General features: G+C 46.9%; 38 protein-coding genes and 2 tRNA genes. 17 read left to right on the top strand and 23 right to left on the bottom strand.

Translation table 11 applies throughout. The annotated features are described in order from the left end of the window. Nucleotides 1–22: 22 nt before the first annotated feature. A complete protein-coding gene (locus PISL_RS02200) occupies nucleotides 23–973 on the bottom strand; it encodes a DHH family phosphoesterase (protein ID WP_011762184.1) in 951 nt (316 codons plus the stop codon). A gap of 43 nt (nucleotides 974–1,016) precedes the next feature. Between PISL_RS02200 and PISL_RS02205 the strand changes: the two genes are divergently transcribed. The 3 genes from PISL_RS02205 (at nucleotide 1,017) to PISL_RS02215 (ending at nucleotide 4,639) form a co-directional block, all read left to right on the top strand. Further along, nucleotides 1,017–1,550, top strand: coding sequence for a hypothetical protein (locus PISL_RS02205; RefSeq protein ID WP_053240275.1), 534 nt, complete (start codon nucleotides 1,017–1,019; stop codon nucleotides 1,548–1,550). Between the two features lie 544 nt (nucleotides 1,551–2,094). Continuing rightward, entirely contained in the window at nucleotides 2,095–2,265 is a 171-nt protein-coding gene (locus tag PISL_RS10565; protein ID WP_167827604.1) for a hypothetical protein, read from the top strand. 28 nt (nucleotides 2,266–2,293) lie between these two features. Continuing rightward, complete coding sequence (locus PISL_RS02215; RefSeq protein ID WP_011762186.1) at nucleotides 2,294–4,639, top strand: STT3 domain-containing protein; 2,346 nt, start codon at nucleotides 2,294–2,296, stop codon at nucleotides 4,637–4,639. Here PISL_RS02215 and PISL_RS02220 read toward each other — a convergent pair. The 8 genes from PISL_RS02220 to PISL_RS02250 all read right to left on the bottom strand — a co-directional run bounded on the left by PISL_RS02220 (nucleotide 4,636) and on the right by PISL_RS02250 (nucleotide 8,796). Beyond that, nucleotides 4,636–4,860 carry an RNA-protein complex protein Nop10 gene (locus PISL_RS02220; RefSeq protein WP_011762187.1) on the bottom strand — a complete coding sequence of 75 codons (225 nt, stop codon included), beginning with the start codon at nucleotides 4,858–4,860 and terminating at the stop codon, nucleotides 4,636–4,638. The two genes, PISL_RS02215 and PISL_RS02220, sit on opposite strands and share 4 nt — an antisense overlap. Beyond that, nucleotides 4,857–5,651 (bottom strand): translation initiation factor IF-2 subunit alpha, encoded by a 795-nt coding sequence (locus PISL_RS02225; protein WP_011762188.1) that lies wholly within the window; start codon nucleotides 5,649–5,651, stop codon nucleotides 4,857–4,859. Before PISL_RS02225 ends, PISL_RS02220 begins: the two co-directional genes overlap by 4 nt. A gap of 35 nt (nucleotides 5,652–5,686) precedes the next feature. Then, nucleotides 5,687–5,890 (bottom strand): 30S ribosomal protein S27e, encoded by a 204-nt coding sequence (locus tag PISL_RS10570; protein WP_011762189.1) that lies wholly within the window; start codon nucleotides 5,888–5,890, stop codon nucleotides 5,687–5,689. A gap of 1 nt (nucleotide 5,891) precedes the next feature. Next, nucleotides 5,892–6,167, bottom strand: coding sequence for a 50S ribosomal protein L44e (locus tag PISL_RS02230; RefSeq protein ID WP_011762190.1), 276 nt, complete (start codon nucleotides 6,165–6,167; stop codon nucleotides 5,892–5,894). A gap of 100 nt (nucleotides 6,168–6,267) precedes the next feature. Further along, nucleotides 6,268–6,744 (bottom strand): DNA replication complex subunit Gins51, encoded by a 477-nt coding sequence (locus PISL_RS02235; protein ID WP_011762191.1) that lies wholly within the window; start codon nucleotides 6,742–6,744, stop codon nucleotides 6,268–6,270. Beyond that, nucleotides 6,737–7,675 (bottom strand): DNA primase catalytic subunit PriS, encoded by a 939-nt coding sequence (gene priS / locus PISL_RS02240; protein WP_011762192.1) that lies wholly within the window; start codon nucleotides 7,673–7,675, stop codon nucleotides 6,737–6,739. Before priS ends, PISL_RS02235 begins: the two co-directional genes overlap by 8 nt. Then, nucleotides 7,672–8,421: a proliferating cell nuclear antigen (pcna) gene (gene pcn / locus PISL_RS02245; RefSeq protein WP_011762193.1), complete on the bottom strand. Its 750-nt coding sequence runs from the start codon at nucleotides 8,419–8,421 to the stop codon at nucleotides 7,672–7,674. Before pcn ends, priS begins: the two co-directional genes overlap by 4 nt. Before the next feature lie 42 nt (nucleotides 8,422–8,463). Further along, on the bottom strand, nucleotides 8,464–8,796 hold the full coding sequence (locus tag PISL_RS02250; protein ID WP_011762194.1) for a transcription factor S: 333 nt from the start codon (nucleotides 8,794–8,796) through the stop codon (nucleotides 8,464–8,466). 73 nt (nucleotides 8,797–8,869) lie between these two features. Here PISL_RS02250 and PISL_RS02255 point away from each other — a divergent pair, with 73 nt between their 5' ends. From PISL_RS02255 to PISL_RS02265, 3 genes are read left to right on the top strand one after another with little or no spacing between them, the layout of a single operon-like run. Further along, nucleotides 8,870–9,346: a 30S ribosomal protein S19e gene (locus PISL_RS02255; protein ID WP_011762195.1), complete on the top strand. Its 477-nt coding sequence runs from the start codon at nucleotides 8,870–8,872 to the stop codon at nucleotides 9,344–9,346. Beyond that, entirely contained in the window at nucleotides 9,346–9,678 is a 333-nt protein-coding gene (locus tag PISL_RS02260; RefSeq protein WP_011762196.1) for a DNA-binding protein, read from the top strand. The genes PISL_RS02255 and PISL_RS02260 overlap by 1 nt, the downstream gene beginning before the upstream one ends. Before the next feature lie 31 nt (nucleotides 9,679–9,709). Further along, complete coding sequence (locus tag PISL_RS02265) at nucleotides 9,710–9,865, top strand: 50S ribosomal protein L39e (RefSeq protein WP_011762197.1); 156 nt, start codon at nucleotides 9,710–9,712, stop codon at nucleotides 9,863–9,865. On the opposite strand, the gene PISL_RS02270 is transcribed toward PISL_RS02265, so the two are convergent. Beyond that, complete coding sequence (locus PISL_RS02270; RefSeq protein WP_011762198.1) at nucleotides 9,862–10,581, bottom strand: phosphoglycerol geranylgeranyltransferase; 720 nt, start codon at nucleotides 10,579–10,581, stop codon at nucleotides 9,862–9,864. The genes PISL_RS02265 and PISL_RS02270 overlap by 4 nt on opposite strands. Continuing rightward, nucleotides 10,568–10,852 carry a hypothetical protein gene (locus PISL_RS02275; RefSeq protein ID WP_011762199.1) on the bottom strand — a complete coding sequence of 95 codons (285 nt, stop codon included), beginning with the start codon at nucleotides 10,850–10,852 and terminating at the stop codon, nucleotides 10,568–10,570. Before PISL_RS02275 ends, PISL_RS02270 begins: the two co-directional genes overlap by 14 nt. Before the next feature lie 133 nt (nucleotides 10,853–10,985). Here PISL_RS02275 and PISL_RS02280 point away from each other — a divergent pair, with 133 nt between their 5' ends. Next, nucleotides 10,986–12,206 (top strand): molybdopterin molybdotransferase MoeA, encoded by a 1,221-nt coding sequence (locus PISL_RS02280; RefSeq protein WP_053240533.1) that lies wholly within the window; start codon nucleotides 10,986–10,988, stop codon nucleotides 12,204–12,206. On the opposite strand, the gene PISL_RS02285 is transcribed toward PISL_RS02280, so the two are convergent. From PISL_RS02285 to PISL_RS10575, 9 genes are all read right to left on the bottom strand, one after another. Then, the gene (locus PISL_RS02285; protein ID WP_053240534.1) at nucleotides 12,177–12,860 is read right to left on the bottom strand and encodes a phosphoribosyltransferase; all 684 of its coding nucleotides are present in this window, start codon (nucleotides 12,858–12,860) and stop codon (nucleotides 12,177–12,179) included. The genes PISL_RS02280 and PISL_RS02285 overlap by 30 nt on opposite strands. Before the next feature lie 42 nt (nucleotides 12,861–12,902). Next, nucleotides 12,903–13,916: a hypothetical protein gene (locus tag PISL_RS02290; protein ID WP_011762202.1), complete on the bottom strand. Its 1,014-nt coding sequence runs from the start codon at nucleotides 13,914–13,916 to the stop codon at nucleotides 12,903–12,905. A gap of 275 nt (nucleotides 13,917–14,191) precedes the next feature. Then, nucleotides 14,192–14,578, bottom strand: a complete 387-nt coding sequence (locus PISL_RS02295; protein WP_011762203.1) for an SWIM zinc finger family protein — start codon at nucleotides 14,576–14,578, stop codon at nucleotides 14,192–14,194. Then, nucleotides 14,562–15,314 (bottom strand): inositol monophosphatase family protein, encoded by a 753-nt coding sequence (locus tag PISL_RS02300; protein WP_011762204.1) that lies wholly within the window; start codon nucleotides 15,312–15,314, stop codon nucleotides 14,562–14,564. The genes PISL_RS02295 and PISL_RS02300 overlap by 17 nt, the downstream gene beginning before the upstream one ends. 206 nt (nucleotides 15,315–15,520) lie before the next feature. Beyond that, nucleotides 15,521–15,877 (bottom strand): hypothetical protein, encoded by a 357-nt coding sequence (locus tag PISL_RS11270; RefSeq protein ID WP_011762205.1) that lies wholly within the window; start codon nucleotides 15,875–15,877, stop codon nucleotides 15,521–15,523. 105 nt (nucleotides 15,878–15,982) lie between these two features. After that, nucleotides 15,983–16,468, bottom strand: coding sequence for an RAD55 family ATPase (locus PISL_RS11275; protein ID WP_011762206.1), 486 nt, complete (start codon nucleotides 16,466–16,468; stop codon nucleotides 15,983–15,985). A gap of 21 nt (nucleotides 16,469–16,489) precedes the next feature. Continuing rightward, on the bottom strand, nucleotides 16,490–16,909 hold the full coding sequence (locus PISL_RS02310; protein WP_245218478.1) for a hypothetical protein: 420 nt from the start codon (nucleotides 16,907–16,909) through the stop codon (nucleotides 16,490–16,492). Nucleotides 16,910–16,959: 50 nt separating this feature from the next. Beyond that, nucleotides 16,960–17,051 (bottom strand) — tRNA-Val (locus PISL_RS02315). Between the two features lie 60 nt (nucleotides 17,052–17,111). After that, nucleotides 17,112–17,230 (bottom strand) — tRNA-Lys (locus PISL_RS10575). A gap of 120 nt (nucleotides 17,231–17,350) precedes the next feature. On the opposite strand from PISL_RS10575, the gene PISL_RS02325 reads away from it, so the two are divergent. Then, nucleotides 17,351–17,590 carry a TRAM domain-containing protein gene (locus PISL_RS02325; protein WP_011762208.1) on the top strand — a complete coding sequence of 80 codons (240 nt, stop codon included), beginning with the start codon at nucleotides 17,351–17,353 and terminating at the stop codon, nucleotides 17,588–17,590. On the opposite strand, the gene PISL_RS02330 is transcribed toward PISL_RS02325, so the two are convergent. From PISL_RS02330 to PISL_RS02340, 3 genes are read right to left on the bottom strand one after another with little or no spacing between them, the layout of a single operon-like run. Further along, on the bottom strand, nucleotides 17,583–18,722 hold the full coding sequence (locus PISL_RS02330; protein ID WP_011762209.1) for a tryptophan--tRNA ligase: 1,140 nt from the start codon (nucleotides 18,720–18,722) through the stop codon (nucleotides 17,583–17,585). The two genes, PISL_RS02325 and PISL_RS02330, sit on opposite strands and share 8 nt — an antisense overlap. 31 nt (nucleotides 18,723–18,753) lie before the next feature. After that, complete coding sequence (locus PISL_RS02335; protein ID WP_011762210.1) at nucleotides 18,754–19,518, bottom strand: HhH-GDP family DNA glycosylase; 765 nt, start codon at nucleotides 19,516–19,518, stop codon at nucleotides 18,754–18,756. Next, complete coding sequence (locus tag PISL_RS02340; protein WP_053240277.1) at nucleotides 19,515–20,279, bottom strand: radical SAM protein; 765 nt, start codon at nucleotides 20,277–20,279, stop codon at nucleotides 19,515–19,517. Before PISL_RS02340 ends, PISL_RS02335 begins: the two co-directional genes overlap by 4 nt. A gap of 459 nt (nucleotides 20,280–20,738) precedes the next feature. On the opposite strand from PISL_RS02340, the gene PISL_RS02345 reads away from it, so the two are divergent. The 9 genes from PISL_RS02345 to PISL_RS02385 all read left to right on the top strand — a co-directional run bounded on the left by PISL_RS02345 (nucleotide 20,739) and on the right by PISL_RS02385 (nucleotide 25,996). Next, complete coding sequence (locus PISL_RS02345; RefSeq protein ID WP_011762212.1) at nucleotides 20,739–21,014, top strand: 50S ribosomal protein L31e; 276 nt, start codon at nucleotides 20,739–20,741, stop codon at nucleotides 21,012–21,014. Then, a complete protein-coding gene (locus PISL_RS02350; RefSeq protein WP_011762213.1) occupies nucleotides 21,011–21,676 on the top strand; it encodes a translation initiation factor IF-6 in 666 nt (221 codons plus the stop codon). Before PISL_RS02345 ends, PISL_RS02350 begins: the two co-directional genes overlap by 4 nt. A gap of 307 nt (nucleotides 21,677–21,983) precedes the next feature. Beyond that, nucleotides 21,984–22,220 (top strand): 50S ribosomal protein L18Ae, encoded by a 237-nt coding sequence (gene rpl18a / locus PISL_RS02355; RefSeq protein WP_011762214.1) that lies wholly within the window; start codon nucleotides 21,984–21,986, stop codon nucleotides 22,218–22,220. Nucleotide 22,221: 1 nt separating this feature from the next. Then, complete coding sequence (gene pfdA / locus PISL_RS02360; RefSeq protein ID WP_011762215.1) at nucleotides 22,222–22,620, top strand: prefoldin subunit alpha; 399 nt, start codon at nucleotides 22,222–22,224, stop codon at nucleotides 22,618–22,620. Further along, nucleotides 22,620–23,543 carry a signal recognition particle-docking protein FtsY gene (gene ftsY, locus PISL_RS02365; RefSeq protein WP_011762216.1) on the top strand — a complete coding sequence of 308 codons (924 nt, stop codon included), beginning with the start codon at nucleotides 22,620–22,622 and terminating at the stop codon, nucleotides 23,541–23,543. Before pfdA ends, ftsY begins: the two co-directional genes overlap by 1 nt. A gap of 490 nt (nucleotides 23,544–24,033) precedes the next feature. After that, entirely contained in the window at nucleotides 24,034–24,333 is a 300-nt protein-coding gene (locus PISL_RS02370; RefSeq protein WP_011762217.1) for a hypothetical protein, read from the top strand. Beyond that, nucleotides 24,333–24,797 (top strand): transcription elongation factor Spt5, encoded by a 465-nt coding sequence (locus tag PISL_RS02375; RefSeq protein WP_011762218.1) that lies wholly within the window; start codon nucleotides 24,333–24,335, stop codon nucleotides 24,795–24,797. The genes PISL_RS02370 and PISL_RS02375 overlap by 1 nt, the downstream gene beginning before the upstream one ends. A gap of 30 nt (nucleotides 24,798–24,827) precedes the next feature. Continuing rightward, nucleotides 24,828–25,331, top strand: coding sequence for a 50S ribosomal protein L11 (locus PISL_RS02380; RefSeq protein ID WP_011762219.1), 504 nt, complete (start codon nucleotides 24,828–24,830; stop codon nucleotides 25,329–25,331). Then, a complete protein-coding gene (locus PISL_RS02385) occupies nucleotides 25,328–25,996 on the top strand; it encodes a 50S ribosomal protein L1 (RefSeq protein ID WP_011762220.1) in 669 nt (222 codons plus the stop codon). The genes PISL_RS02380 and PISL_RS02385 overlap by 4 nt, the downstream gene beginning before the upstream one ends. Nucleotides 25,997–26,000: the final 4 nt, after the last annotated feature.

Below are 26,000 nucleotides of genomic sequence, written 5' to 3' on the forward strand. Positions count from 1 at the left end.
ACTCAGTGCCGCTGAAGGGCGCTCATCTCTCGCCTGAACCTCTACTCATCACCTCTATAGCTCTACAAGGCACGTTTATATTGTTGCAACTGCCAAGTACATAAACAACGCTGGGTTTTAGAAGCTGTATGAGTTGTCGTAGAGGCCTATGTCTGTCGTATATTGGGGCTTTGATGTGGGCTCCTGCTGCGTATTTATGCCCGCCTCCTCCCATACGTGTTGCAACTTCTGTACAATCGTATGGGCTATCTCTATGCGCGCCGCAGTATAGCCTGTAGACTCTCCAACCTCGTCTAACTAGTATATTTACAAATTTTACGCCCTTTTTCTCAAGCTCTATCGTGAGTAGACGGTAGGATATGCCTAAGCGTATGGGGCTGTATATAAATAGGGTCTCCTCTGCCGGCAGTTTTGTAGCTATTTCTTGGATTTGTCTATTCCTCTCTAAACCTCTCTGGGCAAGCGATTTCAAAGGCTCCTCTTCTAATGCAACAAGTCCAGCTTTTGCAAGTTTTTCTACCGCGGCCAACTTCTCTCTTCTGTCGGCGTATCTAATCGCGAGATCTAGAAGCCTCACTCTGGGGTCTGTTATATTGGCTGTATCTGTTTGTATAGCGGCGTCTACCAACTGCTTAGCCGCCTCGTCGTTTTCTAAGCCAAGTGCTTTAGCTGCCAATAGCGCTGATGCGGGGGCCTCTGGGTCGTAAAACTCCACTTCTGCACAGGGCTTGTTAGTCTTGTGGTGATCTGCCCTCACTCTTACTCTGCCTGGACAGGGGAGGTCTGCCACAAAATCCCACCTCGTTAGTCTAATCCACCATTTTTTTACGTCGGCTGGCCCCGCCAGTACGACCGCCCCCCGTGGATTAGCTCTTTTAAAAAGAGCTGCAGACGCTATCCCGTCTACATCTCCCACGTCACACAACGCGAGAGGTCTGCCAGTTAGTTTAGCTATGATTACAGTAAGGAGCATACGCCGCCGTTAGATATATATTTATTTAATTTTATCTACAGCGTTGAGGCTGGGGTTCTTGGGGAGGAGGAGTCTCTTTGAAGTCGTAAGGAGGGTATCGTTTAACATAGCTCTTTTTGAGCGGGGGGATATAACTATTGTCGATGCTAAACTTAGAGAAGGGGGAGATATCGTATTACATTGCGACAGCTATCGTTGTGTTGCACAAGAGTTGTTTACTCTCTTGCCTAAACTACTTGGAGGTGGAAAGGTGGGGGTGGACCTCGGCACGTCTAGAAACGGCATGGCTTATGTATGGAGAGGAGAGCCTATTCTCCACGCCGTATTAGACTGGAAGACTGTAGAAGAGATTTTAAGAAATATTGGGCCTCTCCAGATTTACATAGGCTCTTCTCCTTACGTCGACGTTAAAAAAGCGGCTACGCTTGTCGGATGCCGCGAAGTGCGGCTTGTGGACGAGCTAGCCGCAGGTTGGACAAGAAGGTGGCTTAAGGCAAAATATCCAGAGTTGGAGGAAGACGAAATAGATGCGCTAGCGTTTACATATCACGACGGAGTGGCTGTATCTCTATGTTGACAACTCACCACTAAAGTCCCCCGCTTGCGCCCTTCACCGACGGCCTGGCTGTCACTGGCACGAGGCCGGCGCTCTTCGAAGAGTCTCCGAATTGTAGCGTCTATATCTAAGCCTTCACAACTCTGCTAAATACAATCCGCCGGGGTAAAGCCCGCCCTAAAGGGCGAGGCTTGTCGCAGTTGTCACTACATAAGTTTCAACATTTTCATAATGTATATCTCAAGGGAAAAAGTTTCGCAAAGACTCCCCAATCTCTTTTATAAGCCCTGTTTTCGGCCAAGGGAGATTGCGGTGGGCGTGTATTTCTCGTCCTTTGTTTTAACTTCTGGCTCTACACAACTCTACAGAGGCCGGGGTTATAACTCCGCTGTTTCTAAACTAGCAGACATAGCCTTAGGTGTTAACCCCGGCGAGGGGTTTTCGTAGCGAAAATCTGCGTGCGTGGGCAGATCGCCTCTCGCATGTTCAAAGGCTGTAATCTATCGATAGGTGTAAGACTAGTATTATCTAGGAAACTTTAATAAGCCGGATATGTCTTTTGTCAGTGTTTGTTGTGAAATGCGATTCATGTGGATTTATACTATATAAGGGGCCGGAGCCTAAGACTGTAGAAGCTGTCTATAAAATGTGGGGTGGAGTCTGCCCCAAGTGTCTCTCGCCGCTGGAGAGGAAGCCGATAAAAATAGCCATAGGCTTAAAGAGAGCGGCACGTTAAAGATATATTAGGGGCCGTTCCGTCCGTCATGGACAGGAAAGGGAAACTTCTACTTGCCGTGCCAGCCCTATTGGCGGCGTTTGCCATCGCTCTCTACGCCAGGATGTATAGGGTGTTTCTCTGGGGGTGGTGGCTGGACGAGTTTGACCCCTACATAAGGTACTACCTGGCCAAGTACACTCTTGAGCATGGCGTTGGGTGGTGGTGGGGCGGTGCGCAGTTTACCCAGTTCTGGCACCCCTACGGCGTAGACTGGGGCAGAGTACTCCTCCCGGGCACCTCCCTCTACGGCCTCTTTGTCTACGCCCTCCTACGCCCCTTCGGGGTAGATCTGTGGCACGCCGTCATAGCGGCTCCGGCGATAATGAACTCTCTGGCTGTCTTTTCCATGTTCTACCTGGGGTATAGGGTTGGGAGCGAGTTGGGTATACCAAACGGCGGGGTTAGAGTTGGCCTAGCCGCCGCGTTGCTCACTGCCATAGCGCCGGCCTTCGTCGAACGCGGCTTTGCCGCTTGGTTCGACGACGAGCCGATAAGTCTCTTCCTAATCCCCCTGGGCCTTGCCCTGTTGATAGACGGCCTTAGGAGGCCGTGGACTGGGGCTCTGGCAGGCGCCGCGTTGGGCTACGTGGTGTGGACGTGGGGCGGGCACTTCTACGTCTGGAACTTAGTCGGCCTATACGCCATGGTCCTCCCCGCCTACTACTACCTAAAGCTCGCCCTGGCGAAGCCGGGGAAGAAGAGCAGACCCCCGGAGCTCCCCTTCGACGCGAGGAACTTCTTCCTGTCCTACCTCCTATTCTACGTGGTATACGCGGCCTTTGTGGCGGCTATACCTAGATACGGCGTACACACGGTGGCGAGCGCCTTCAACATCCTGCCGACTTTCGGCCTCGCCTCGGCAGCGTTGACGTGGGCGCTTGGCTTAAAGCTCGGCGCCGCCAAAACCGCTGAGTTACTGAGGCGCTACATATGGGCTGTCGCAGGCGTGGTGGCCGTCGGCGTGGCGGTGTTCGCAGCGGCTATCGCGGCTGGGCTCATCGGCGGGAAGTTCCTCGCCACCCTTCTGCCCTTCGGCAGATCGGCGATCGTGGCCAGCGTCGCGGAACACTCGACAACTCAGTTTATACAGATCTTGAGTAGGTACGGCCCCATAATCCCGTTCATAGTTGCCTCTCTGCCGTATCTCTTCACGCCCAGCGGCCTGCTGGCGCTGTCTTACCTAGTTACTGCTGGCTACTCCGCCGCCACCATGGTCCGCCTCCTCGTGCTTCTAGCGCCTGCCGCGTTGCTCGCAACGGCCGTAGGCATGGTTAAGCTCGTCGACAACAGGAGGTTTGGCCACATCGTAATGGCGGCGGCCGTGGTCTCCACTGTGATGCTGTTCTCCGCCGTAATGCCAACCGTCTCGCAAGGCCAGGGCTTTGTTCAAGGCCTCGCTAGGCAACCTACCCAGATCGCCACCTCCGCTGTGGGAGTGGTGAGCGACGACTTCGTAGACGCCTTGATGTGGCTTAAGACCCGTCTGCCGCCTTACGAGCCCGTGGCGTCGTGGTGGGACTACGGCTACTGGATATCTGTCGTCGGGAACAAGACAAGCCTCGCCGACAACTCGACGATAAACGCGACACAGATAGGCAAGATAGGCCTCGCATTTATGGCGCCGCCTCAGATAGGCGCCGCCATATTTACGAGGCAGTTCGGCACCAAGTATGTCCTCGCCATCATGCCCTACGCCATATACCCTGTCACCTTGTCCACAGGCCAGCAAGTGCCTCTCCTCGTACACGAGTATCCGCCGGGCGGCGACTTCTTAAAGTCCTACTGGATGACGAAGATAGCTCTGGAGAACGTGGGCTACGCCGCGGATGTGTTAAAGGCGCGCGGCATGAGCCCCGAGGACTACATATACACGAGGGTGATGTCTTTCCCAGGTCCTCCGCCTAACACGGCGTACGCCTACTTCACCATCGGGGGTAGCTACTACCCCGTCCCGCTGGATTTAAACAGGACGTTGTACGCCATGCTCTTCTCCAAGGAAAGGTTCTTCCCCATATATGGCAACTACAGCCAGTTCCTCCCCTGGATCTTCGAGGGCGTGGAGCAACCAGGCGGGGGCTTCACGTCATTTAGATCTCTGAGGCTCGTCGGCGGCAACGTCTATCTGCCGACCGACATAACGCCGCAGCTCCAGAGCTTGGGGGCCTACGTGATCAAGGGCTGGGACCGCGGCGGGGTAGACGTCGTCGTTGACCCATTGACGAACACCACCCAGAGGATCCCCCTGGTTACGGCCGACCCGCGGCCTCTGAGGCTTGTATACGTCTCCAAGCCCTACGGCTGGGTGGTGGTGTACGAGGTGGAGGGGAGTTAAGGCCCTCCGAGGAGGTCTTTCAGAATTCTCTCCTTTGTCTCCTCTCTGACGGGAAGTGCGCCCGTCGACAGCTTCTGTAGGATTCTATACCTCTGGTATTTATCCTCTGGGGAGTACTTCGGCGGATGTGGCACCTTGACGGGGCCTCCGCACCTGGGGCACTTCTCCTTAGACAGCGTGTAGGCCCCACATTTTGTGCAACGCCTCAGGAGTGACCTCATTCTAGGCGCTGCACCGTGGCTATTACTTTGTGCTTCTTCTGTAGCGTCTGTAGTATGTTTGCCAGCTCTGTGAAGGCGGCCTCCACCTGCTTAGGCGCCTGGCCTACAAGGTCTATGCGGTACCTCGGGGGCCCCACCACGTATATCTTCACAGAAACGCTGGGGTATTTCTCATGTAGGGTTTTCGCCAGCTCCGCTAGGGCGGCTTTTATCCTCTCCGCCCCGTCGCCCTCGACGCTGACGGCCTTTATTATGCCGGATATCTTGGTGGGGGGTATCTCCACCTGTTGTCTCGCAAGCTCCACAATCTGCTCCTTGAGCTGGGGGTCTAGCTCCAGGTCATCTAGGACGTGGGGGCCGGTTTTCACGACCTCTTCAAACACCTTGAAGGGGTCTCCGAACTGCTCCTCCAGGTACCACAGCGCCTTAAGCGCCTCCTCCGGCGGCCTGCCCAGCTTCTTCATGGCTATCTCGAGCATCTTGAGCACTCTGACCTTGTGGCGGTAGAGCAAGAGCTTCTTCTCCTTCTCGTCGACGCGGACGCGCTTTAGCGACACTTCCACGACTCTCATCCTCGGGTTTACGCTAATTACCTTAAACACTGTCTTATTCCCCTCCTTCACGTAGTCTCTAATCGAGTGGAACCAAGACTGTATAATCTCTTGCGTAGGCGCGAAGGCCTCCAGCTCGTATTCATCAAGGTAAATGTATGCGCCGTGTTCAGCTATTTTTTTGACGGTACCAATTACCAGCTCTCCGACGTCTGGGAGATCTTTCTTAACCAGTTTCATAAGGCGATGGGGGTATTTGGTATAAATCTGTTTAGCTATTCTAGTATTTTCACTACGTGTCCCGCAAGTCTAGCTTTTCCACCGGTTGGCTCGGCGAGTACTCTGCCACAAACTAAACAGCGCACTACCATAGCCGCGTGGGAAAATACTACTTGTTCATTTCCACAGTCTGGACATCTGACTTTTATAAACTTAGACCGAGGTTGTGGGATTAAGACCTTGCTAAATTTAACTGGCATACTATACTAGCTCTACTTTCTTCATTCTACCAAGACTTCTCACAGTTTTATAACCGCATTTAGTACATGTAAAGACGAGAGTCACTTTCTTATTTACTTTTGCAAAACGTTTTTGCTTAGGCTTTGGAGTAGAGCCGTACCCCTTTAGTTTTCTCTCATATCTTCTCTGGCCTTCTGCTAAAGTGCGCCTCTGGCCGGCGTGGTAGTGAGATACTGTGTGTTTTGTATAAGTGTTGCAACGTGGGCAGTACTTATTAACAGACTTGGGAAATTTCATCAACCAACGCTGGAATTGAGTAAAAAATAAATCTTTCGCGCCGTAGGTCTCCTGACAAACATGGAAAACTAGCTCCTCCCAATGGCGCTCTGACAAAGTCTTATGGAAACCTCTTTGCCACACCCCTCTCCTCTAGATCTTTGGCGTCTCTCGCCGGTAGCTTAGCTAAATCTCCTTTGGCAAAGGGGCCTATTTGGATAAACTCCTCTGTTACTATGGCTGGGTGAGACACCAAAAATTGGACCACCACGTAGTTCTGTGATTTCTTCCTCTGCGGGCTGGCTTGTCTTATCTTAAGCAGGGGGCCTATTAGTCTCTCCTCTTCTGCAGTCATGTTACTAGGAGTTCTACCCTGGCTGAGCTCCCATAGTATTTTCTTAATTCTAAGGTCTACAATAGCTAATAGAGTCGAGATTATGTGGTCTTTTACTTTGTCTTGGAGACTCTGGGGAAGGGGCGAGTTTTGTAGCTCTTTTATAAACCGTTCGGCCACTTCTGCGTATGAGCTGTAGGGGGGTTCTGTTAATAGGCGTGAATTTACCTCCGCCGTAAGCCAAAGTCTTAGTTTCTCAATCATATATTTTACCTATTTCTTGCAGTTCTAAATATATTGCAAGATATGCAGGAAGTACTTTTACATCGCCTTCTCTAGCATTTATTTTTTCAAATAAGACAGCGCCTTCAAATGTCTTGTTAAATCTAAGTTTTAAGTTGCCCTTCTTAAAGACAATTGCGCGTTCTACAATCTGCTCTACATCTTTTTCGAGGTCTTGTTGAGAGAGGGGGAGCGCCAACAGTCCTGTCTTTCCGTTTATAGAGCCGGGTACTCTAATTAGCCTGTGTATATCCTGGGTAACAACTTCGTCTATTTCTATTTTTAAAGCTCTTGGGTCTTCAACTCCCTGTCTAATTCTAAAGAGGTTTCCGCCGACCTCCTCCTCGTACAAAACGACTTTTTTCCTCCCCTTCTTTACGACGAAACGAGAGGGGTCGAAACCCACGGCCTTTAGGTAGTTGACAAGCTCTCTCCTCTCCTTAGCCCCTAATGTTAACACCTCCTCTTCAGACACATGTATGTGGAAACCTCTGTTGCCAGAAAACACAACACGCCTAGGCTTCAGCCCTAGCTCTCCTGTGAGGACGTCAATTAGCTTGTTGGCCTCTTCTTTTGCATCATTAAGACAAGCTATGGACACAAGTTTGCTTTCTCTACAAGCCTCTGTATCAAGGTGATCACCGTCTATGTCAAATATTAAGTCTGCCCCCAGCCAGCCTTTTCGTTCCATATCTTCTTCGCCCGGCCTTTCGTAATATGCCGAAGAGTGGTATATATGTCTTGGCGTTTTTTCTATAACAAATTTTTTCAATTCTTCCAAAGTTTTGAAAGCTCTATGTCTAACTATACCGCCTTCAAAATATTGAAATGCAAACTCTCTTTTCTCGACCGCGTCTATGTCAAATTTTGCATAATTCCGGTAGAAGTTGCGGAAAAAGACTTCGACGATCACTCTACTCTAGGCGCTAGGAAGTAGGAGATTTTGCCGCCCGCGGGAATGTCGAAGGTCAACAGTAGGGGTTTCGCCGTTGCTAACTCAATTGTAACTATGTCGCTGATTTTAGACGTCTTTCCGACAATATCAACTAGATATTCCAGAGAGTATCGGGCGGAAGCAGGCTCTTTTACATCAAATTCGTAGACGAGCTCGCTGTTTTTATCAAGCTTAACTTCTACCTCGCCTTTATCGCTAGACGCCTTCATTAACAACGCCTCTTCATTAGCCTCAAATTTTATCTCATCTGCTATAGCATCTGCGTCTTTTACTGCAGAAGCTAAGACATCGCTGGCAGTTTTTACCATTGCCGTAAATACTACCTTTGGCGTTGGGAGGTCTTCGCTGACAACCTCTATCGTCGGTATTGTAATAGATCTCACAGATTTCCCAACTAGTTTTATTCTCACTCTACCCTCCTCAATCTCCATAGATATCTTATCCCCCTTCTTAATCCGTCTCAAGACCTTCTTCAAGTCTTTGAAATTGAGGCCAATACGCAACTCCTCTACTTCTGGAAATTCTTCAAACGCCTCCTTGGGTATTGAAAGATCTACCATCGCAGTTCTAGATGCATCAAGTGCCCTGAGGTAAAGGCCGTCGCTTCTGACGATAAAACTTGCCTCCTCTACCAATACAGAAATTGAGTCTACTATATATGCAAATTCCTTGGCGTCTAGGTATGTTAATATGTGTTTCGACATGTTATTATATCACCACCCTATTTTTAAGTCTGTAGATTGGTATTATTCGTATTCGCGCCATGTATATCCACATTTTGTACATCTGTAGAAACGCGTTGGCGGCTCATCTGCCGCTCTAGTTTGTTGAACCCATACATAAGCCTCGTCGTGTCCACATTTGGGACATCCCCTAGTCTTAACCTTAGGCAGATTTATTATATTATCAGACACCACTATGATAGTGTTTTTACTCTCTACAATAGACTTGCTCTGATATCTGTTTTTCGCATCGCCGCTAATCTCCTCTTCATATCCACATTTTGGACATCTCAATACGGTCTTATCCCCCTTTCTTACAGGGATTAACAAACTCTTGTCGTTAGGACAAAATCTCATGCCGCTACAAACGACGTGTGGTATATAAATTCTTTGAGACAAAAATCTTATAAATCGGGGCTATAACTGGGGCGTGACGTCAGTTAAAGAAGTTCCTGCCGATATGTTAATAGCTGAATTAGCTAAATATATAAAAGAGAATATACCGCAGGTAAAGCCGCCGGTATGGGCGCCTTTTGTAAAAACTGGGGCTAACAAAGAGAGGCCTCCTATGAACGAAGACTGGTGGTATATAAGAGCAGCATCTATAATGAGAAAACTATACCTATATGGGCCTGTTGGCGTCGGTAGCTTAAGGACGGCCTATGGCTACAGGGCTAAGATAGGCGATAAGACAAGACCTGAAAGAACTAGAAAAGCGGGGGGCGCCATAATTAGAAAGATATTACAACAGCTTGAACAAGCTGGTCTAGTCGCTAAGACCAAACAGGGGAGAATATTGACTCCAGAGGGCAAGTCGCTTGTCGACAGGATAGCTGCAAAAATTGGAAGAGAGCTTACAAAGACAAGACCGGAGCTTTTGAAATACATCGCGCCGCCTAAGGAGTAATGGCTGAGGGGGGTTTTGAAGATAGAGAACTAGAGGAGATAAGGAGGAGGAAGCTGGAGGAGTTACAAAAAAGGGCAGAGCTTGAGCGGCAGGCACAAATAGCGGCAGCTCAGAGAAGAGTTGCATTGAAAAGAATACTCACTCCTGAAGCTCTTGCAAGGTTAGATAATATCAGAGTTGTGAGGCCTGAGCTGGCGGAAGCTCTTGAGCAACAGCTGATTGCTCTAGCTTCCTCTGGGAGAGTAAAAGTGCCTATAGATGATGAGACATTAAAGAAAATTTTAGAGGCTATCTATAGCCAGACACGCCGGGAGTATAGATTTCGTCTCTAAAGTTTTTAAACTCTCTGATTAAAACACGGCCATGGCCCGTAATAAGCCTCTTGGCAAAAAGTTAAGACTAGCCGCCGCGCTTAAGTCTAATAGAAACCCCCCTGTGTGGGTTGTTGTGAAAACTAAGAGAAGAGTCACTAGATCTCCCACACGTAGACACTGGCGTAGGACGAAGCTAAAGGCTTAGGCAGATTTTATTGCTCTTATTATCTCGCCGAGTTTCTCAGGTTTCTCCTCAGCTAAGGTCCCAGTTACTATCACATTTGGCTTCTCCCGCGCAATTGTATAAGCTACCTCTCCGCTTCTAATACCGCCGCCCACAATTAAAATTCTTGGAAAGACTCTTCTCGCGGCTCTTACCATCTCTGGGGGCGCTGGCTGAGGCGCCCCGCTGCCAGCTTCTAAATACACCGCCTTAAAACCTATGTAATTTGCAGCTAATGCATATGCCATAACAATGTCGGGCCTTGTGTATGGTATTGGCTTACTCATTGAGACAAAACCTGCGGCGCCGCCGTCACCTATTATAATATAAGCTGTTGATATAACTTCCAACTTGGGATAGTGCTTTGCCAATAGGACAGCGCCTTGTATCTGAGCCCCAATTATATAATAGGGGTCTAGCGAGTTTAGCACGCTGAGAAATAATACGCCATCTGCTTCGTCAGTGAGTTGCGAAATAGAGCCTGGGAAAATTACGACTGGGACGTGCGCTATTGATTTTATGTCTTTGACAACTTGTGTAATCTGGCTCTCTCTAATGCCTAAAGATCCGCCGACTAGTATGCCGTCAGTCCCTGCCTCTAAAGCGTATTTAGCAATCTTTAGATAGTCAACTGATTTATCTGGGTCTATCAATGTGAAGTGTTTCGTACCCTCTACTAGATATTCATATAGTTTCATTGCCATCAACTCCTTCTTGTTTTCTTTGCAGTGGTGTTATTTTGCCCTCTAGATATAGGTCTACGAAAGCGTTATAGTAATCCACAGCCATCCACCCCGGCCGCTCTTCAAATTCGTAACGTAAGCCACAGTTGCCACATATTACTAAATAGCCGTTTTCTGTCTTTTTTACTGTAACTAATTGAGCGCCACAGTGGGGGCAGGTAAAGATTTTTGGTAATGTCTTCTTTAGCTTTGGAATTATCTTTCTAGTCTTTCTTCGTCTCCCCATATAACTCGTGGGGAGACCGTAAATATAAATATACGTCAGCTGTAGCGCCTTCGGTCACCAAATCACCGTAACCCTGACGGCATCACCATAGAGCACTTTATACAAATTTTAAAACTTTAGCGTAATGAAACCTATGAGATATCTGTCTGGCTTAAACCCAGTTTATAAAGTGGCAGATATCTTACCACAAGTCAACAAAATAGAAGACGTGGAGAAAATCGCCGTATGGGATGCGGCAGGCCGCGTAGTTGCCAGAGATGTTATAGCGCCTCACGACTATCCCCCATATCCTAGGGCCGCCTATGACGGCTATGCTGTTAACTCTAGCGCAACGCCGGGAAAGTTCAGAGTCGTCGGAACTATTCTCGTAGGGCAATATAGGAGAGATATAGTATTGAATAGCGGCGAGGCCGCTTATGTCACGGTGGGAGCTTTTCTGCCTGAGGGCGCCGACGCTGTTGTGCCTGAGGAAGCTGTAAAAAGAGAGGGGGAGTACATTCTGGTAGATAGGAAGTTTGAAAAATACGCCAATGTAGACCCTCCTGGCTCATATGTACGTAAGGGTGTTGTATTATTAAAACAAGGCACTGTAGTCACGCCGTTTGATGTTGTAGGTCTTCTCGACGTCGGCATCACTACGCTATATGCATATAGAAGGGTACGCGTCGGCATTGTTACAACAGGCGATGAATTAATCGCCCCGCCTATCGATCCAGATACAGCTAGTGAACTAGTGTTACGTGGAAAGGTTATTGAATCGACGGGATCTCTAGTTGCGTGGTATATCCAGACGTTTATGCCATATGTAGAAGTTAGAGAAAAAATAATCACCGGAGATAGACACGAGGAGGTGCGAGCAGTAGTAGACAGATTTCTTAAGCTATACGATGCAGTTATTATAACCGGCGGCGCAGGGCCTAGCGAGATAGACCATTTTTACAAACTAGGCTTTGGGGGGCTTAGAGGATTTCGCATGAAGCCTGGAAGACCTACGAGTGTGGCAGTAGTAGGAGGGAAGCCTGTCTTTGGACTTTCCGGCTATCCGATAAGCGCACTTCACGGCGTTATTAGAATCGTAGAGCCAGTTCTCAGATATATGGCGAATGTAAATAAAGCGCCAGGCCACGACTGGCATTATGCGGTAATTACACAAGATATACAGGGCGAGATGGCTCAGATTGTGCGGGTAAAACTTGAGGTTACTGAAAGCGGACTTCATGCAATACCTATTAAGGCTAGACACCATAGTTTTACAGAGCCGGATGCGTGTGGTGTAGCTTTAATACCGCCGGGGGGCGTAAAAAGAGGAGATATAGTTCTAGTATTAACGTACCGCGATATTAGGAGAGGCTAGACATTTGCTAAGCTTAATATAGCCTCTTTTAACAAGCATATCCAAAGCGTACAGCATATAGCCAAATCTCTTCTCTACATATTCACTACCGTACCACTCTAGATGCGCTTGTATTAGTTCGTCAAGACACCACTCGGTTTTTCCAGTCTCTTTTACGATCTTCATAATAAAGCCTGTGGCATCTTCTACGGCATTCCATTGATAGGCAAACCAAATCCACTCTCTAACCTCTACTGCGTAGAAATCCGGCATAAATTTGGCAACGCTTGTTATTACCTGTAACGCGGCTGTCTTAACCTCTTTTGGTCTACAACACTCTTCGAGACTCTTTTTTGCAAGCTCGATACTATCGCCAGTGTCGACAATATCGTCTACTACCAACACTCTTTTACCACTTAGATCTACGTTAATTGGATATTTCACATAAGCTTTCTCAGCGATTTGTGCAGCAGAAGGCCAATGTACCACTTGTACACTGAGGAGGTCGCTCACGCCAAGCCAATCACAGAGAAGGCGCGCTGGTACATAACCGCCGCGGGCCACAGCTACTATTACGTCTGGTTGCCAGTTACTCTCTTTGATTTTCTCTGCTAATTTCCTACTCCACTCAACAATTTCGTCAAATGTCACAACTTTTACAGGGATCTTAGGCACGTTGAGGTAAGTTCCTACCCAGTTTATATACATTCAAGAGTATTATTTACACGGCTCCACAGTTATAAACGTCGTACCGAAATTGCGACATTTAACTAAACCTTTAAATTCAAAATCCGATGTCCTAACAATACCGCACTCCATATCCACACACTGGTTAAAGAGGAGGTTGCCCACTACACATCTATCGCCTTCGCATGATGCGTATTTAGCCCTCTTTCTTCCCCCGTCTACCATCATGTTTATATTGCCGGCTGCAATATACAGCCCTGCTACATTAAACGCAACGAGCCACCTTCCCATCACTTTTGCAACAATATATGGAAGAGCTCTCAACAGCCCCAAGTCTACGGCAACGCCTCCTGGCATAACCACAGGATCTAATGCGGCATAGATCCCAAATAGAAGCAACCAACTCTCATAGCTCAGAGAAAGTCTCCATTTTAACGCGCTGTAGATGCCATATCGCATAGCTATAGCAAATCCAAGCCACGACTGGTCTATTACCTCAAGCACATCTCTAAACTTCAACAGCCCAAGAAGAGCTGCAGATATCTTGTCTAGATTTGGCGGCGTGTAAAGCTTACGCTCTCTTAACCCCCTGGCAATTAATACACCAAGAGTCTCTCTACATCTTCGCAGAGCTATAGGCTCCCCCCTGCGGTAGATATCCCAAAGAGGACGTGACCCTTTAATAACAGCATATAGATATTCGGCGAGACAATCGCCACTATTTAACCTATCTGTTGCATAAAGTTCAGAAATTCTAAGAGCTTTATTTAACCCCTCTGTAAAAACCTCACGGTAGAAAAACCTAGGTATTTCAGGAGGGTCGCTACAGAGATATAGCCCGCCAACTTTAACAGGACATCTCAAGGCGCGTCTAAATACAACCAATTTTTCGTTTAGATAGACGCCATCTTCTCTAATTTCTACTCTTCCCAATATACGACTACCACCAAATTGTAACTTACTACTGTTGATATATAGCGTTTTACTAGGAGATATCTTGATAAAAATATCGGCGAGGTTATCAGCGTTCAAATCCTCGCTCATCAATCGCCACTCGCCTCTCGTCACCCATAAAAAACAACACAGAAAGATAAAAATTAATACCTAGTTGCCGTATCCACACCATCATCGTGTCTAACAACAACTCAGCCAGTGCAGACGTAACATATCAAAGAGACACACAGAGATGTCGTAATAGCTCGCGAAGTACGGCTTTAAAAGGGAGCTACGTGCCGCCCGGCCCCACGTCCGAGGTTGCCGACAACGGCATAGGCGAGAAGGAGGTTTCTAGACATCGTCTAGGGATGGGCGGACGAAAATCAGACGTCTTTTTCTCTAGTATACAGCCATGTAAGCTTAGAGAGATCTATTCCCTCGCCGTGTTTTATAAGAGAGAGGACATTCCAGGTTATTACCCCTATGATGATGTGTCTACAAATCTTTCCCCCTACTGTATTACCTTCACACGTACACTTAGCCCCATATTCGCCTACTGCGACATAATACCAAACATCTGGTTTTTTCCTTGATCTTACGGCCAGCCTTAGTCCAACTATCTTACTTCCTCTCTCAACTATTTCAACTATTCTCACAGTCTCAGGAGTTACATAGAAATATAGATCTAGAACCTTCTCTATCCTTATATCTAAAACTCTAGAGAGGGCCAATAGGAAGTTCTTAATCTGGTCATCAATTTGATACTGCATCTACAAAATCTTCATCTCCTGCTATAATAGAGATTCTTGAATCTGGATATTGTTGTCCATAGATTACGTATTTAAAGCCGGGGATATATTTTGAAAACGTCAACGCCCCCGCGATATCTAATACACGTAACCTCCCTCTGAGGTCTACAAAGCCTTTTGCAATTCCTTCGGCTGTATATATTAGTTCTGCGGCAGAACTGCCCAAACTCCTCCCCTTTAGCCCCATTTTTCGCAAAATTTCACAAGTCTTGTCAGGAAATCCGTTGCTAATGGCTACAAAAACTATATTACTTTTCCTTCTTCTTTTGATAGGCCTTCCGTTTTTCCGAGCGCCGAGCTCTGGACTGGCAGTATATATATCTCCCATTGGTAAAATAGATACCGTTGCGTATTCTAAATCCCCAAGCGTTCCTTCTCTGTATTTTCCAGCTGCTAAAGAAATGGCAAAGATTGGTATCCCGACAGTATAGTTAAGCGAGCCGTCTAGCGGATCAAGAACAAACATATACCGCTCGTCTCCCCATCTATAGACCCCCCGCTCTTCTGCATATAGAACCCCGCCCTCTCTAAAGTTTTCTTTTAACATATAGTACACCAACTCCTCTATTGCTAAGTCGATTTCTCTAGTTACATCATCTCCCTTGTCTAAAATAATTTCGACACCTCGACCTTTTTTGAAGCTATCGAGTAAGTATTGAGAAGCCCGCGCCACAACCGCCTCCAATATACCTAACACATTTCCAACTTTTCTATATCTTATTTAAATAGTGCAGATGGATAGTCGCAGCAATTATAAACTTAGCTGTCTGACGACATATGGAAAAGCCAAAGAAGAGGTTTGTAATTGCGTCTATAGGGTTTTTTTAAAGCCGAATCCTTATATCAAGAAAAGTTTCTGAAAGCCAAGCCCCTTCTGTTGCCAACTCGAAGTCTACTATATAATCAACAAAATCTTGCGACACTAGCTACAGCGTTTATATAATCAACAACGTCATTGCCCAGAATTCTTTCTATGTCTCTGATGCCCGAAACCACAAATACTTTGACTTTCATACGCCCAGAGTATATGTTATATATAGTTTCTATAATATCACGAAATGTCGTAGCTACTTTAACTCTATTTTCCTCTAACTCCACTGGGAGTGTTGTCTGCGGAAATAGCGAAAGGTAGAATAGATCACGCGTTGAAGCGAGCTCTTCTAATTTTTTCGCAAGCTTTCTCTTATCTGTCCCATATATGCCTACTATCTGAGATTTGTATAGTTCCTCTACGCCAAGAAGCGTTGCGTCTTCAGGCATCGGCGACTTTATGACCAAGGGTTTTTATTCGGATATACGTAGACGAGCCCTATGCCCTCTAGAAAGTCGAAAAGAAAACGTTCACTAGGGGGCGCATGTCTAGATTTAACAAGATTTAAGATATCTAACTGTATGGCCCAGTGCGTTTTCTTTACTCCACACTTTGACTAAGTTATCTGCTATGTAAAACACTTGCTTTGACACGCCCTCTACTACAGCTATGATTGGCATATCTTTAGAAAGCTGGTAGAGAAAGCCGTGAGCTAATTCTTCTAATTTCTCTTCATGTGGCGCAATCCCATTTATCGTATCTACTACTAGCGCCTCATATTCGTGGATATGGTCTGCAATAAACTTAGCTATATTCCCTCTAAAGGCTCTTGGGAAGTCGAATACATAGAATTTCTCGGCGTTGGCGCCAACTCTAGCAAAAGTCGTCTTTAGTATGTTTGGCGGTTCATTTGTACTAATCCACAGTATTCTATTTGTCACTTTGTCGGCAAGTTTAGCGGCAACGCTAGTCTTTCCGCTTCCAGGCGGCCCGTAGACTACAGTAAGGCCTCTAGAGGCCACTTCCTGAATTACAAACACATAGGTGCAACGGTGTATATTTTAAAATTTGCAACACGAACTGAGAGAAGACGCAAGTATCTTAAGCATGTAATTTTCCAAAACTCCTTTTGCTCTCTTGGCGAGACGCTCTGGATTTCTGCGTTCTTTCACCATAGGAGGCACAAGAAATGCTTGTCGCTGTACCACCACTAGCTTGCCGACAGAGATGTTAAAAAGCCCTGCATTAAAGAGCTCCCCTAGTAGACAACTTAGACATTTGTAGAAACGTCTTGGTATATATACGACAACATCTCCATATATCGGAAACTCTACACAATCTTCACATACGCCCCCCTCTCTACACCACATGGCGTAAACAGCGCCGTTTTCAGTAACAGCCACGTGATAATCTCCTATCGAAGTTATACATTCGAAGTCCCTCCCCTTTATTAGAAAAACTGTTGAAAATATCTCGAACATAGACACTCTACCCTCTCATAGCAGTCTTAATAAGGATGTTGGGTATTTAGTGGGCCCGCCGGGATTTGAACCCGGGATCACCCGCGCGTCAGGCTTCTGCGGGGCTCTGCCCCTGGGCATCCTACCGCTAGACTACGGGCCCCGTAGATGTCCTACCCACACTTTTTAAGCTTTTTGCTAAAAGCACGATTAGAGAACGTAGCGGGCCCGGTGGGATTCGAACCCACGACCTACGGGTTTCTACGGGCGGCAACCGCCCCTAAGAGCCTCGGCAGGCCCGACTGGGTCCTCCGCCGCTCTACCAGGCTGAGCTACGGGCCCTGCATTCAAGAGTTGCCAACTTTATAAGCTTTTCTATATCTCTGATTCATCTCGGCATGTGTAAAACATAGACATCTACAACCGCCAGAAACGTTTATATAGGGGGTCTCCTTGGGGTAGATGGAACGAAGGCCAAAAAGAGGGCCGTTTCGTGGACGACGCAGCCCGTCTGGTCCGAAGCCTGTTAAAGAAGGAGATGTATTAGAGGTGGAAGTTATAGAAAAATCTAGAAAGGGCGATGGGGTTGCAAGAGTTGAAGGATTTGTAATATTTATACCAGGAGCAGAACCTGGCCAGAGAGTGAAGATACAGATAGAAAAAGTAGGCGGCACCTACGCGATAGGTAAGGTGGTCACCTGAGCTTGGCGCTTATACGGTACTCGTCGACTCTCCCGCGTGCTTTTTCTCTCCTCTCCCTATGATCTTTTAGAAACCTCGAGATCTTCTCGTAGAGTTTTAGTTTGCACTCTCCGCAAAGCATAGCGCCCGACTTGCAGTCCTGCCGGATTTTCTCCACAGAGGCGTCGTCTGGGTCAAACAACATGTGGTAGTGGAAGACAGGACATATATCGGGGTTGCCGCCGTATTTACGTTGTTCCTCCGCCGTGGGCCGGCCCCCCGTGAAGGCGTTCATTATCTTCCTCTTTACGGTTTTCTCGTCGTCTGTTGTATATATTGCTGAGTCCGGGTTTGAGGCAGACATCTTGCTCTCCCCCGTAAGCGCCATTATGAACTTCGAGTATATGGTGGCGGGCTTGGGGTAGCCGAGGCTGTCCGCTATATCTCTGGCCAGCCTGAAGTAGGGGTCTTGATCTATGGCACATGGTATCAACACGGGGGTGGGCTGGCCGCGGAGCTCTGTGGGGAGGAATGCGACGGCTATCTGCAGCGACGGGTAGAAGATAAGGCCTATGTTTGTGGAGTCGGTGAAGCCGAAGGTGGCCTTGACCGTGTTCCAGGTGAGCTTCTTGGCTACCCTCACCGCGATGGGGTAGAGCGGCTCGATGTCTTTTGTGTCCACTATGAGGTGTAGTTTGTCGGGCGTGAAGCCCAAGGCAATTACGTCTAGGGCGTTTTCATACGCCCAGCCGGTGGCCTCGTCTAGCTTCATCTCCGGGTCGTCGTAGAACTTCTCGTCGTCTGTCATCTGGAAGTAGACCTCAAGGTTGAACTTGTCCGAGAACCACTTCAGCAATATCCACGGGACCATGTGGCCTATGTGTACAGGCCCGCTTGGCCCTCTCCCCGTGTATAAAGCCCAGGGCTTCCCCTCGCCGTGCCACTTCAAGATAGTGTCGAAGTCTCTATGGGCATAGAAGAACCCCCTTTTAATTAGTGGATGTACTTCGCCGGCATATTTCTCAAGCAACGCCACTTCGTCTGGTGTTAATCTCCTCGCACCAAAGTGTTTAAGAAGCTTATCGTAGTCTACCCTCCCCCTCACCTCCCAGGGCGTAACGACAAACTCTTCCTCATTTCCTCTTACGTCCACCCCATGAGTTTTTGGTGCTTTTAGTCAGTATTTAAGCTAAACCGCCGACGAGTCCCTTATCGATTAGATACGACACCGTCTGCACCCAGCCTGCGAGTCGGCCTAGCTTTCTATATGACAGCCCTCTGAGACAGCGCGAAGAGAGAGGACATGTCTCACATGTGTACTTGCGGCAGTAGTTTGCCCTTGGCGTCTCTCCGGCTAAGCCCAACTTTGGGGCAGTCCTCATGAAATGTTTATCTACGGGGGCAGATGTGACATCGCCTGTAAAAAGCAAAAAGAGGTCGGCGACTTTAGGGCCTACGCCTGCTATTTTAAGCAACTCCCCCCTACTGCGGGGTCTCCCCAGTCTTATATAATCCTCTATGGCTTGTGGAAGCCGCTGTAGTTGATAACTTCGCCCAATTTGAGACGCTATCTTTACAATCTCTCTCAAGTCTTCTGATAATGAAAAAATGCGACGTATCCACCGTAGGACATTAGTATGATAGTTTGTATTTTGCGTTAAGAAAGCAGTTACAAAAAGAAGATCCTCATCTCCAGGCGAGATTGAAATGCCAATACAATCGCCGTATAACTCCACGAGCCTATGTACTCTGTTGCGTAAATCGCCGTCTACATCATTTATATATCTCCAAGGGTTGTACCAACGGCCAGATATATACTGATCCTCCGACGCTTTTACGCCTTTTTTCACCCCAAAGATTTTTACATAATTCTCATCTAGTAGTGAAAGCGTAAGACTTGGATAAAGAGTGAGACTAAGACAGCGGTCTTCCCTACTGTGTCGCATCATATCATAAAGGTGGGCACGCCACTTGGGGTCACTGCGTGAGTTGGCCTAAGTCCCCGCATCTCCATGAGTTTAACTACATGAGGATACAGTATTACATATTCTACATCAATACATTGTGACAGCCGTTTGTCTATCTCTTCTAGAGTCTTCTCAAGCTGTCTTATGCTTTCATCTGTCGAAAATCCTAACATCGCCGCGGGATATACGTCTTGACAAGGCGTCATGCCGCTTTCTATCAAAAGTTGAATAGCCTCTATCTGTCTGTAGAAATAGACTCCAGGCGACCAAGTAATTTTTTCAAATTCCCAAGGGGCGGCCCCCTTAATTGAAACTCTAACGACTGCGTTTGGCCTTGCCGCAAGCTCTTTCGCAACCGCCTTGTCTATGAGAATGCCGTTTGTCTCCACGATAAATACATAGTCTCTCAGCTCGTCTATTACTTTAATTAAATGCTTAGGCGCAATAAGGGGCTCGCCGCCGGAGATCCTCACTTGATTAAATCCCTTCTCTTTTACAATTTTTCTAAGCTTGTCTGCAACTTCGTATGGAGACATCCACGCCCCCGCCGTAAGTACATACGAAGTGTTTCTCCACGCCCAACACATACCACACCGTAGGTTACAGCCGACAACGTCTGCTGTGGCAATACCTCCATACCATCTATCCGCTCTAAACCGTTTATACCGCCTATATATAACGCCATCTACTGTCTTCACAGCATACTTCTCCACAAGCGCAAGCAATTTCTCCGGATCTATCACATTAAATACTGTCATTGTATTTATTTAATTTACTTTGCTTGAAAAATTTACAGAAGAACATATAATAAGGTATCTTCACAATATGTCGTGTATGAAATAAGTTTTCCTAAAAAGGGCGTAAAAGAAGTTAGAGAAAAAAGGCCAGAGCTATATTGGGGCTAACGGCTGAGCCACTAGGGTGAAGATCAAGTAAACCTCGTCCTTTTAATGCGGCAGAGTCTGTCACTGGTGGGGTCGTCGCTTTACCTGCCTCTAAACTTCATGAGAAGAGAGACCGCAACGTAGCCGCGATGATAAACACCAAGAGAAGAGCCTTGGAGGTATTTACAAAAGGCTGTGCACCGCCGGCCCTATGCCCAGGCGGCCCGGCGTCAATGACGGCATAGAGGAGAAAGCCCCTAGGTGCTGCCGGCTGACGACGGCGGCTAAATTTTAAAACGTCCCTTTTTCTGCTTAGCTGTGTCTGAGGAGAAGAAGGTCGTACTCACTAGGGAATATATAATTAACCTAAGGAGGGCGTATGTCGTTTCAAGAACTAAGAGGGCAAAGTATGCGGTTGGTTTAGTCAGAAGATTTATCGCCAGACATCTAAAGGTTGAGCCTAAGGCTGTGAAAATTGGACAGCGGTTAAATATGGCGATATGGTCGCGTAGCATTGAAAAGCCGCCTAGAAAAGTCCACGTGGTTGTTGAGAAATATAGTGATGGCGTAGTAAAGGTAGAACTAAAAGAATGACCTTTGATATAGCTCCCGTCAGAATATTTGGAAGCCCCTCTGTGGGGGTATTCATAGCTACAAACAACACGGTAACATTTCTACCGCCTGATGCGCCTGAAAAAATTGACGATGTAGTGCGGAACACTCTCCGCACATCTATCGCCAGATTTACAGTTGCCAAATCTCCTTTACTTGGCATTTTTCTTGTACTGAACGACAACGGCGTGTTACTTTCCGCATTAGCACTAGAGGAAGAGGTAAGACTTTTTAAAGCCCTTGGGTTGAATGTGGGTGTTGTAAATAGCAAGTACACAGCCATCTCTAACCTCATATTGGCGAACAATAAAGTGGCTGTCGTCTCGCCACTCTTAGAGCCTGAGGTACGGAAGATAATTGTAGACACCCTAGGCGTAGAGGTAATTGTAGACACAATAGCTGGCAACCCGCTTGTCGGCTCACTCGCAGTAGCTAACTCAAGAGGCGTCTTAGTGGCGCCTGAGGCTACAGACGAAGACTTGAAAAAACTTTCGGAGTACTTCAAGACGAGAGTTGACGTAGGCACGGTTAATAAGGGGAGAAGCTTTATTAGAGGCGGCATTGTGGTTAATGACAACGGGGCGCTTGTCGGCGACGAAACAGCAGGCCCTGAGTTAATGAGAATAACTCAGGTCCTGGGGTAAAAGCCAAGGCCGCGTACACAAGGCCGCCGGCCGCATATCGCCAAGCTCCATGCAGGAAGCACCATGGAACCAATAGCGGTACGGGGCGAAGAGGAAGCCGCCGTCTACAGCACAGCAGGAGCTTAAAAACAATAATTTTACATGAAAACGGAGGATAGAGGGGGGGAGGGCCAAAGAAAGGCGCGGGCAAGAAGAGGGGCAGAAAAAGCGCCGAGAGAGGCAAGAAGAAAGACACAGAGAAGAAGAATGAGTATGTCGTAACGCGCACAGACGGTAAATTTTTTAAGGTTTTGCGTCTCTATACGACATGCCTAAGATTTACCGCATAGTTGGCGAAACTACCACAGGTATGAAGTTTAAAATAGAGGTAACGGCCGAGAAGCCTTACGACGCAATTGAAAAGGTGTATTCTCTCATCGGCAGTAGACACAAGCTTTCGAGAGTACAGATAAAGATAAGAGAAGTTACAGCAGTACAGCCAGAAGAAGCTCGTTCAGACAGTGTAAAGATGCTAATGGCGATAGACCGAGTTATCAAGTATTAATATGTCTCGACAAGATGTCCAGAGACTTCTTGAGGAATATCAAGTCATTAATGAACTCTTAGCTACACTTCAAGCTCAACATACCACAGTATCTGAGCTTCTTGAGGAGCTTACTACTGCACTAGATGGCGTAAGGCTGTTGAAAACGGAAGGCGGAGAGAGACTTGTTCATATAGGAGCCGGTCTTTTTGTATTGGGCACATTTAACGCAAGAGAAGTTCTCACTCCTCTTGGCGCCGGCTATCATGCCTTTTTAGATCTAGAAAATGCCGAAAGAATTCTAAAAGAGAGGATAGACGAGTACTCTAAGGTAAAGACCTCTCTTGAAGAAAATATAGAGAAGCTTATAGAAAGAGCGGCCCAAATTCGCCAGGTTCTAGAGAGGCTAGGTATTAAGTAATGTTTGAAAAACTTAAAAAAACATTCTCTAAGTTTGTAGAGTCTGTAGTTAGTGTTGTAAAAGAAGAGAAACTTGATGAGCGCGATGCCGAAAAACTTCTCTCCGATTTATATTTCGACTTGGTAGATAGTGATGTTGCTGTTGATGTCGCCGACGCAGTAGTTGAAGAACTTAAGAAGAGGCTTGTGGGGATTAAAGTGCCGAGATTTGGAGATAGAGAGGCCGCAGTTAAAAAAGCCGTATATGAAGCTCTACTCAATGTACTTGGCGACGTGCCTGACGTAGACTTCTATAAAGAGGCAAGAGAAATGCTTGAAAAGACTAGGCCATTTGTCGTAATGTTTCTCGGGCCCAATGGCTATGGAAAAACCACTACGTTGGCAAAATTGGCATTTCACCTACAGGAAATGGGGTTTAGAGTTGTAGCCGCTGCCGCCGATACGTTTAGAGCAGGAGCAAGAGAACAATTAGAGGAGCATGGAAGGAGAGTTGGATTTAGAGTTGTGGGAGGCGCCTACGGCTCTGACCCCGCTGCAGTTGCTTACGACGCCATTCAACACGCTAAATCCAGGGGGTACCACTTTGTACTTATAGATACTGCAGGGCGTATGCACACTGATACAAACCTAATGGATGAGCTTAGAAAAATACAGCGCGTGGCAGAGCCCCACCGCTCAATTTTTGTATTTGACGCACAGTTAGGCAACGAGGCATTAGAAATAGCTAAATATTACTCTAAATATGTCAATATAGATGGTATGATAGCTACTAAGGTAGATGCATATCCAAAAGGCGGCTCTATTCTTACCTTTATATATGTATTGAAGAGGCCAGTATATTTCCTAGGCGTTGGCCAAACTTACAGAGACTTGGTAAAGTTTTCCAAAGCAGAGTATATAAGTCAGCTATTAGCCTTAACCTAACCTCCTAGTTCTCTCAGCGTTTAGCTCTTCCAAGAGTTTGTATTTCTACAAGGTAGCTGTAAGCGAGGGTATTATACTTGTTGCCGTGTGTTACCCGAGACACAAACGACTTTTACAACCGAAAGTCTTGCCTCTAGGACAGACTTTTAATCTCGACAATCAACATAGGAAGGTGAGGAAAAAAGACTCAAACATCGGCGTTGCGTACAGCAAGACGAGTCAACTAACCCCTCAGATCGCCCCAGCGGGAAGACGCCCCCGCCGAGATACCTGCCCATAACCCCGTCGGAAGTGGCGTAAAGCGGGGCTGCCCCATGAGACGCTGAAGGAGGGCCGCTTGACCCCATGACCAATGACCCCATGTCAGAGGTGGCCTAATTACTAATGAAGGCGTTGGCGAGGAGAAACCTCGCCCTCTAAGACAGGAGCGCAGTCAGAAATGCCGTGTCTCTACAGCGGCAAGCTTTTATAATATTACGAATTATAGCATGTGTCGTCGTTACAAGAGAAGATAGCAAATATCTGGAGAGATATTAAGTGGGTTATTTCTACGGCAACAAAACCCGATGAAGAGGAGTTTAAACTTACAGCGAGATTTTTGGTTCTTCTAGCATTTGTCGCCGGGGCGTTTCAGTTAGTCTTTCACTTAGCTGGCGTTTATATCAACAGCGCTGTTTACAAACAAACAGTTCCAACATTAGGCGATCCTATAAAAGAGACTGTTACCGCGCTTGTGTCTATAGGGGTGATCTTAGTAGGGCTGATATATCTCATGGCTAAGTTGAGGTGATGTCGCAAGAGAGGTGCCCTGTTTATAGCGTCAGCGCCGTTTCACGGCAAGAGTACAACATAGTGATAGTATTAAAGATGCGCATAGAGTCTAACAAAATTCCAATATATTCTATTGTGGTACCCCCCGAGCCTTTTGGGATTTTATTTATAGAGGGCGAGTCTCTTCCCGCAGTCAGCCGTGCCATCTACGGTGTGAAACATATCAAAGGAATTATGAGGGGAGTGACAAATGTAGAAGAGGTATTAAGGGTGGTAAGGCCTACAAAACCCGCCGTTGAAATAGATATAAACGACGAGGTAGAAATTATCGCAGATGTATTAAAGGGGAGTAGGGGGAGGGTTACCTTTGTAGACAGAGAAAAGGGAATTGTGCGCGTAGAGCTTCTAGACAGCGCCTTCCCCATGCCCCTAGATCTCAGAATTAACGAAGTGAAGTTAGTAAAGAAGGCGTCACAAGGATAAAGCTTTAATACTAAGCCCTTTGAGAGGCCGATGTCTAAACGCGTTATAACTGTGCCGTTACAAGGCGGTAAAGTTGCTGTAAATCCACAGTTTCAAGACTCACTTAAACAGATAGGCCTTGACCCAAACGCCGTTGTTCAAAAAATACAAGAAGAGTTGAAGAGATACAGCAAATACCCTATCCAGAAGGTAGAGTTAGAGGTCTTTTCGCCGTCTAGATACGAGGTTAAGATATATCTTCCGCCAATAGGCGACTTATTCTTAAAAATACTTGGAAAAGACACCGGCGCTCACGACTCCAGAAATGAAGTTATTGGAAACTTGTCATTTGACCAGCTTGTCGAAATTGCAATATTTAAGAAAGACGAGCTTAAATCTAAGAGTCTAAAATCGGCGATAAAACAACTACTTAGTACATGTAAGGCAATGGGAATTACAGTAGATGGGAAACCGGCTGGCGAAGTTATTAAGGAAGTAGACGCAGGGAAATACGACGAAATAATTAATAAATTTGAAAAACTGTGGTCGCAATGAGCGCCGTAATTAATAAAGAGGTTCTACTTTCAAAGATTAAAGAGGCGTTGAGAAACGGAAAGCCGAGAAGGTTTAGACAGAGCGTAGAGCTTATTGTAGTATTAAGAGATGTGGATTTGAACAAGCCTGAGAATCGTATAAATCTATTGGTTGAGCTCCCCCATCCACCTAAGCCTAACAAAGTAGCTGCCTTTGCGCATGGCGCATTTGAAACACAAGCTAAAAATGCCGGCGTAGACGCGATAATTACAAGAGATCAAATAGAGTCTTTAGCTGGGAATAAGAGAGCTATTAGAAAACTTGCAAAACAATACGACTTCTTTATAGCTCCGCCTGATCTAATGCCTTTGCTAGGCAGAGTGATAGGTCCCATATTTGGCCCCAGAGGCAAAATGCCGGAGGTCGCACCGCCTAATGTAGACATAAAAGCGCTTGTAGAAAGACTAAAGCGGTCTGTAAGAGTTAGGCTTAGAAACGAGGCCGTGGTAAAAGTCAGAGTTGGATCTGAGACCCAGAAGCCTGAAGAGATTTTAGAAAATATCCTTGTAATACTTGAGGAACTCAATAGGAGGTTCCCACTACGCCAACACTTAAGGGGGATCTATATCAAAAAGACAATGGGGCCTCCCGTAGTCGCTAGGGCTCTGGAGGTTTTAGTTCGCTAAATTA

Source organism: Pyrobaculum islandicum DSM 4184 (assembly GCF_000015205.1).
GTDB lineage: Archaea > Thermoproteota > Thermoprotei > Thermoproteales > Thermoproteaceae > Pyrobaculum > Pyrobaculum islandicum.

Coding starts and splice junctions, on each gene's coding strand:
- PISL_RS02200 (WP_011762184.1), bottom strand. CDS start 973: ATGCTCCTTACTGTAATCATAGCTAAACTAACTGGCAGACCTCTCGCG.
- PISL_RS02215 (WP_011762186.1), top strand. CDS start 2,294: ATGGACAGGAAAGGGAAACTTCTACTTGCCGTGCCAGCCCTATTGGCG.
- PISL_RS02220 (WP_011762187.1), bottom strand. CDS start 4,860: ATGAGGTCACTCCTGAGGCGTTGCACAAAATGTGGGGCCTACACGCTG.
- PISL_RS02225 (WP_011762188.1), bottom strand. CDS start 5,651: ATGAAACTGGTTAAGAAAGATCTCCCAGACGTCGGAGAGCTGGTAATT.
- PISL_RS10570 (WP_011762189.1), bottom strand. CDS start 5,890: ATGCCAGTTAAATTTAGCAAGGTCTTAATCCCACAACCTCGGTCTAAG.
- PISL_RS02230 (WP_011762190.1), bottom strand. CDS start 6,167: ATGAAATTTCCCAAGTCTGTTAATAAGTACTGCCCACGTTGCAACACT.
- PISL_RS02235 (WP_011762191.1), bottom strand. CDS start 6,744: ATGATTGAGAAACTAAGACTTTGGCTTACGGCGGAGGTAAATTCACGC.
- pcn (WP_011762193.1), bottom strand. CDS start 8,421: ATGTCGAAACACATATTAACATACCTAGACGCCAAGGAATTTGCATAT.
- PISL_RS02250 (WP_011762194.1), bottom strand. CDS start 8,796: ATGAGATTTTGTCCTAACGACAAGAGTTTGTTAATCCCTGTAAGAAAG.
- PISL_RS02260 (WP_011762196.1), top strand. CDS start 9,346: ATGGCTGAGGGGGGTTTTGAAGATAGAGAACTAGAGGAGATAAGGAGG.
- PISL_RS02265 (WP_011762197.1), top strand. CDS start 9,710: ATGGCCCGTAATAAGCCTCTTGGCAAAAAGTTAAGACTAGCCGCCGCG.
- PISL_RS02270 (WP_011762198.1), bottom strand. CDS start 10,581: ATGAAACTATATGAATATCTAGTAGAGGGTACGAAACACTTCACATTG.
- PISL_RS02275 (WP_011762199.1), bottom strand. CDS start 10,852: ATGGGGAGACGAAGAAAGACTAGAAAGATAATTCCAAAGCTAAAGAAG.
- PISL_RS02280 (WP_053240533.1), top strand. CDS start 10,986: ATGAGATATCTGTCTGGCTTAAACCCAGTTTATAAAGTGGCAGATATC.
- PISL_RS02290 (WP_011762202.1), bottom strand. CDS start 13,916: ATGAGCGAGGATTTGAACGCTGATAACCTCGCCGATATTTTTATCAAG.
- PISL_RS02295 (WP_011762203.1), bottom strand. CDS start 14,578: ATGCAGTATCAAATTGATGACCAGATTAAGAACTTCCTATTGGCCCTC.
- PISL_RS11270 (WP_011762205.1), bottom strand. CDS start 15,877: ATGCCTGAAGACGCAACGCTTCTTGGCGTAGAGGAACTATACAAATCT.
- PISL_RS02310 (WP_245218478.1), bottom strand. CDS start 16,909: ATGTTCGAGATATTTTCAACAGTTTTTCTAATAAAGGGGAGGGACTTC.
- PISL_RS02325 (WP_011762208.1), top strand. CDS start 17,351: ATGGAACGAAGGCCAAAAAGAGGGCCGTTTCGTGGACGACGCAGCCCG.
- PISL_RS02335 (WP_011762210.1), bottom strand. CDS start 19,518: ATGATGCGACACAGTAGGGAAGACCGCTGTCTTAGTCTCACTCTTTAT.
- PISL_RS02350 (WP_011762213.1), top strand. CDS start 21,011: ATGACCTTTGATATAGCTCCCGTCAGAATATTTGGAAGCCCCTCTGTG.
- rpl18a (WP_011762214.1), top strand. CDS start 21,984: ATGCCTAAGATTTACCGCATAGTTGGCGAAACTACCACAGGTATGAAG.
- pfdA (WP_011762215.1), top strand. CDS start 22,222: ATGTCTCGACAAGATGTCCAGAGACTTCTTGAGGAATATCAAGTCATT.
- ftsY (WP_011762216.1), top strand. CDS start 22,620: ATGTTTGAAAAACTTAAAAAAACATTCTCTAAGTTTGTAGAGTCTGTA.
- PISL_RS02375 (WP_011762218.1), top strand. CDS start 24,333: ATGTCGCAAGAGAGGTGCCCTGTTTATAGCGTCAGCGCCGTTTCACGG.
- PISL_RS02380 (WP_011762219.1), top strand. CDS start 24,828: ATGTCTAAACGCGTTATAACTGTGCCGTTACAAGGCGGTAAAGTTGCT.
- PISL_RS02385 (WP_011762220.1), top strand. CDS start 25,328: ATGAGCGCCGTAATTAATAAAGAGGTTCTACTTTCAAAGATTAAAGAG.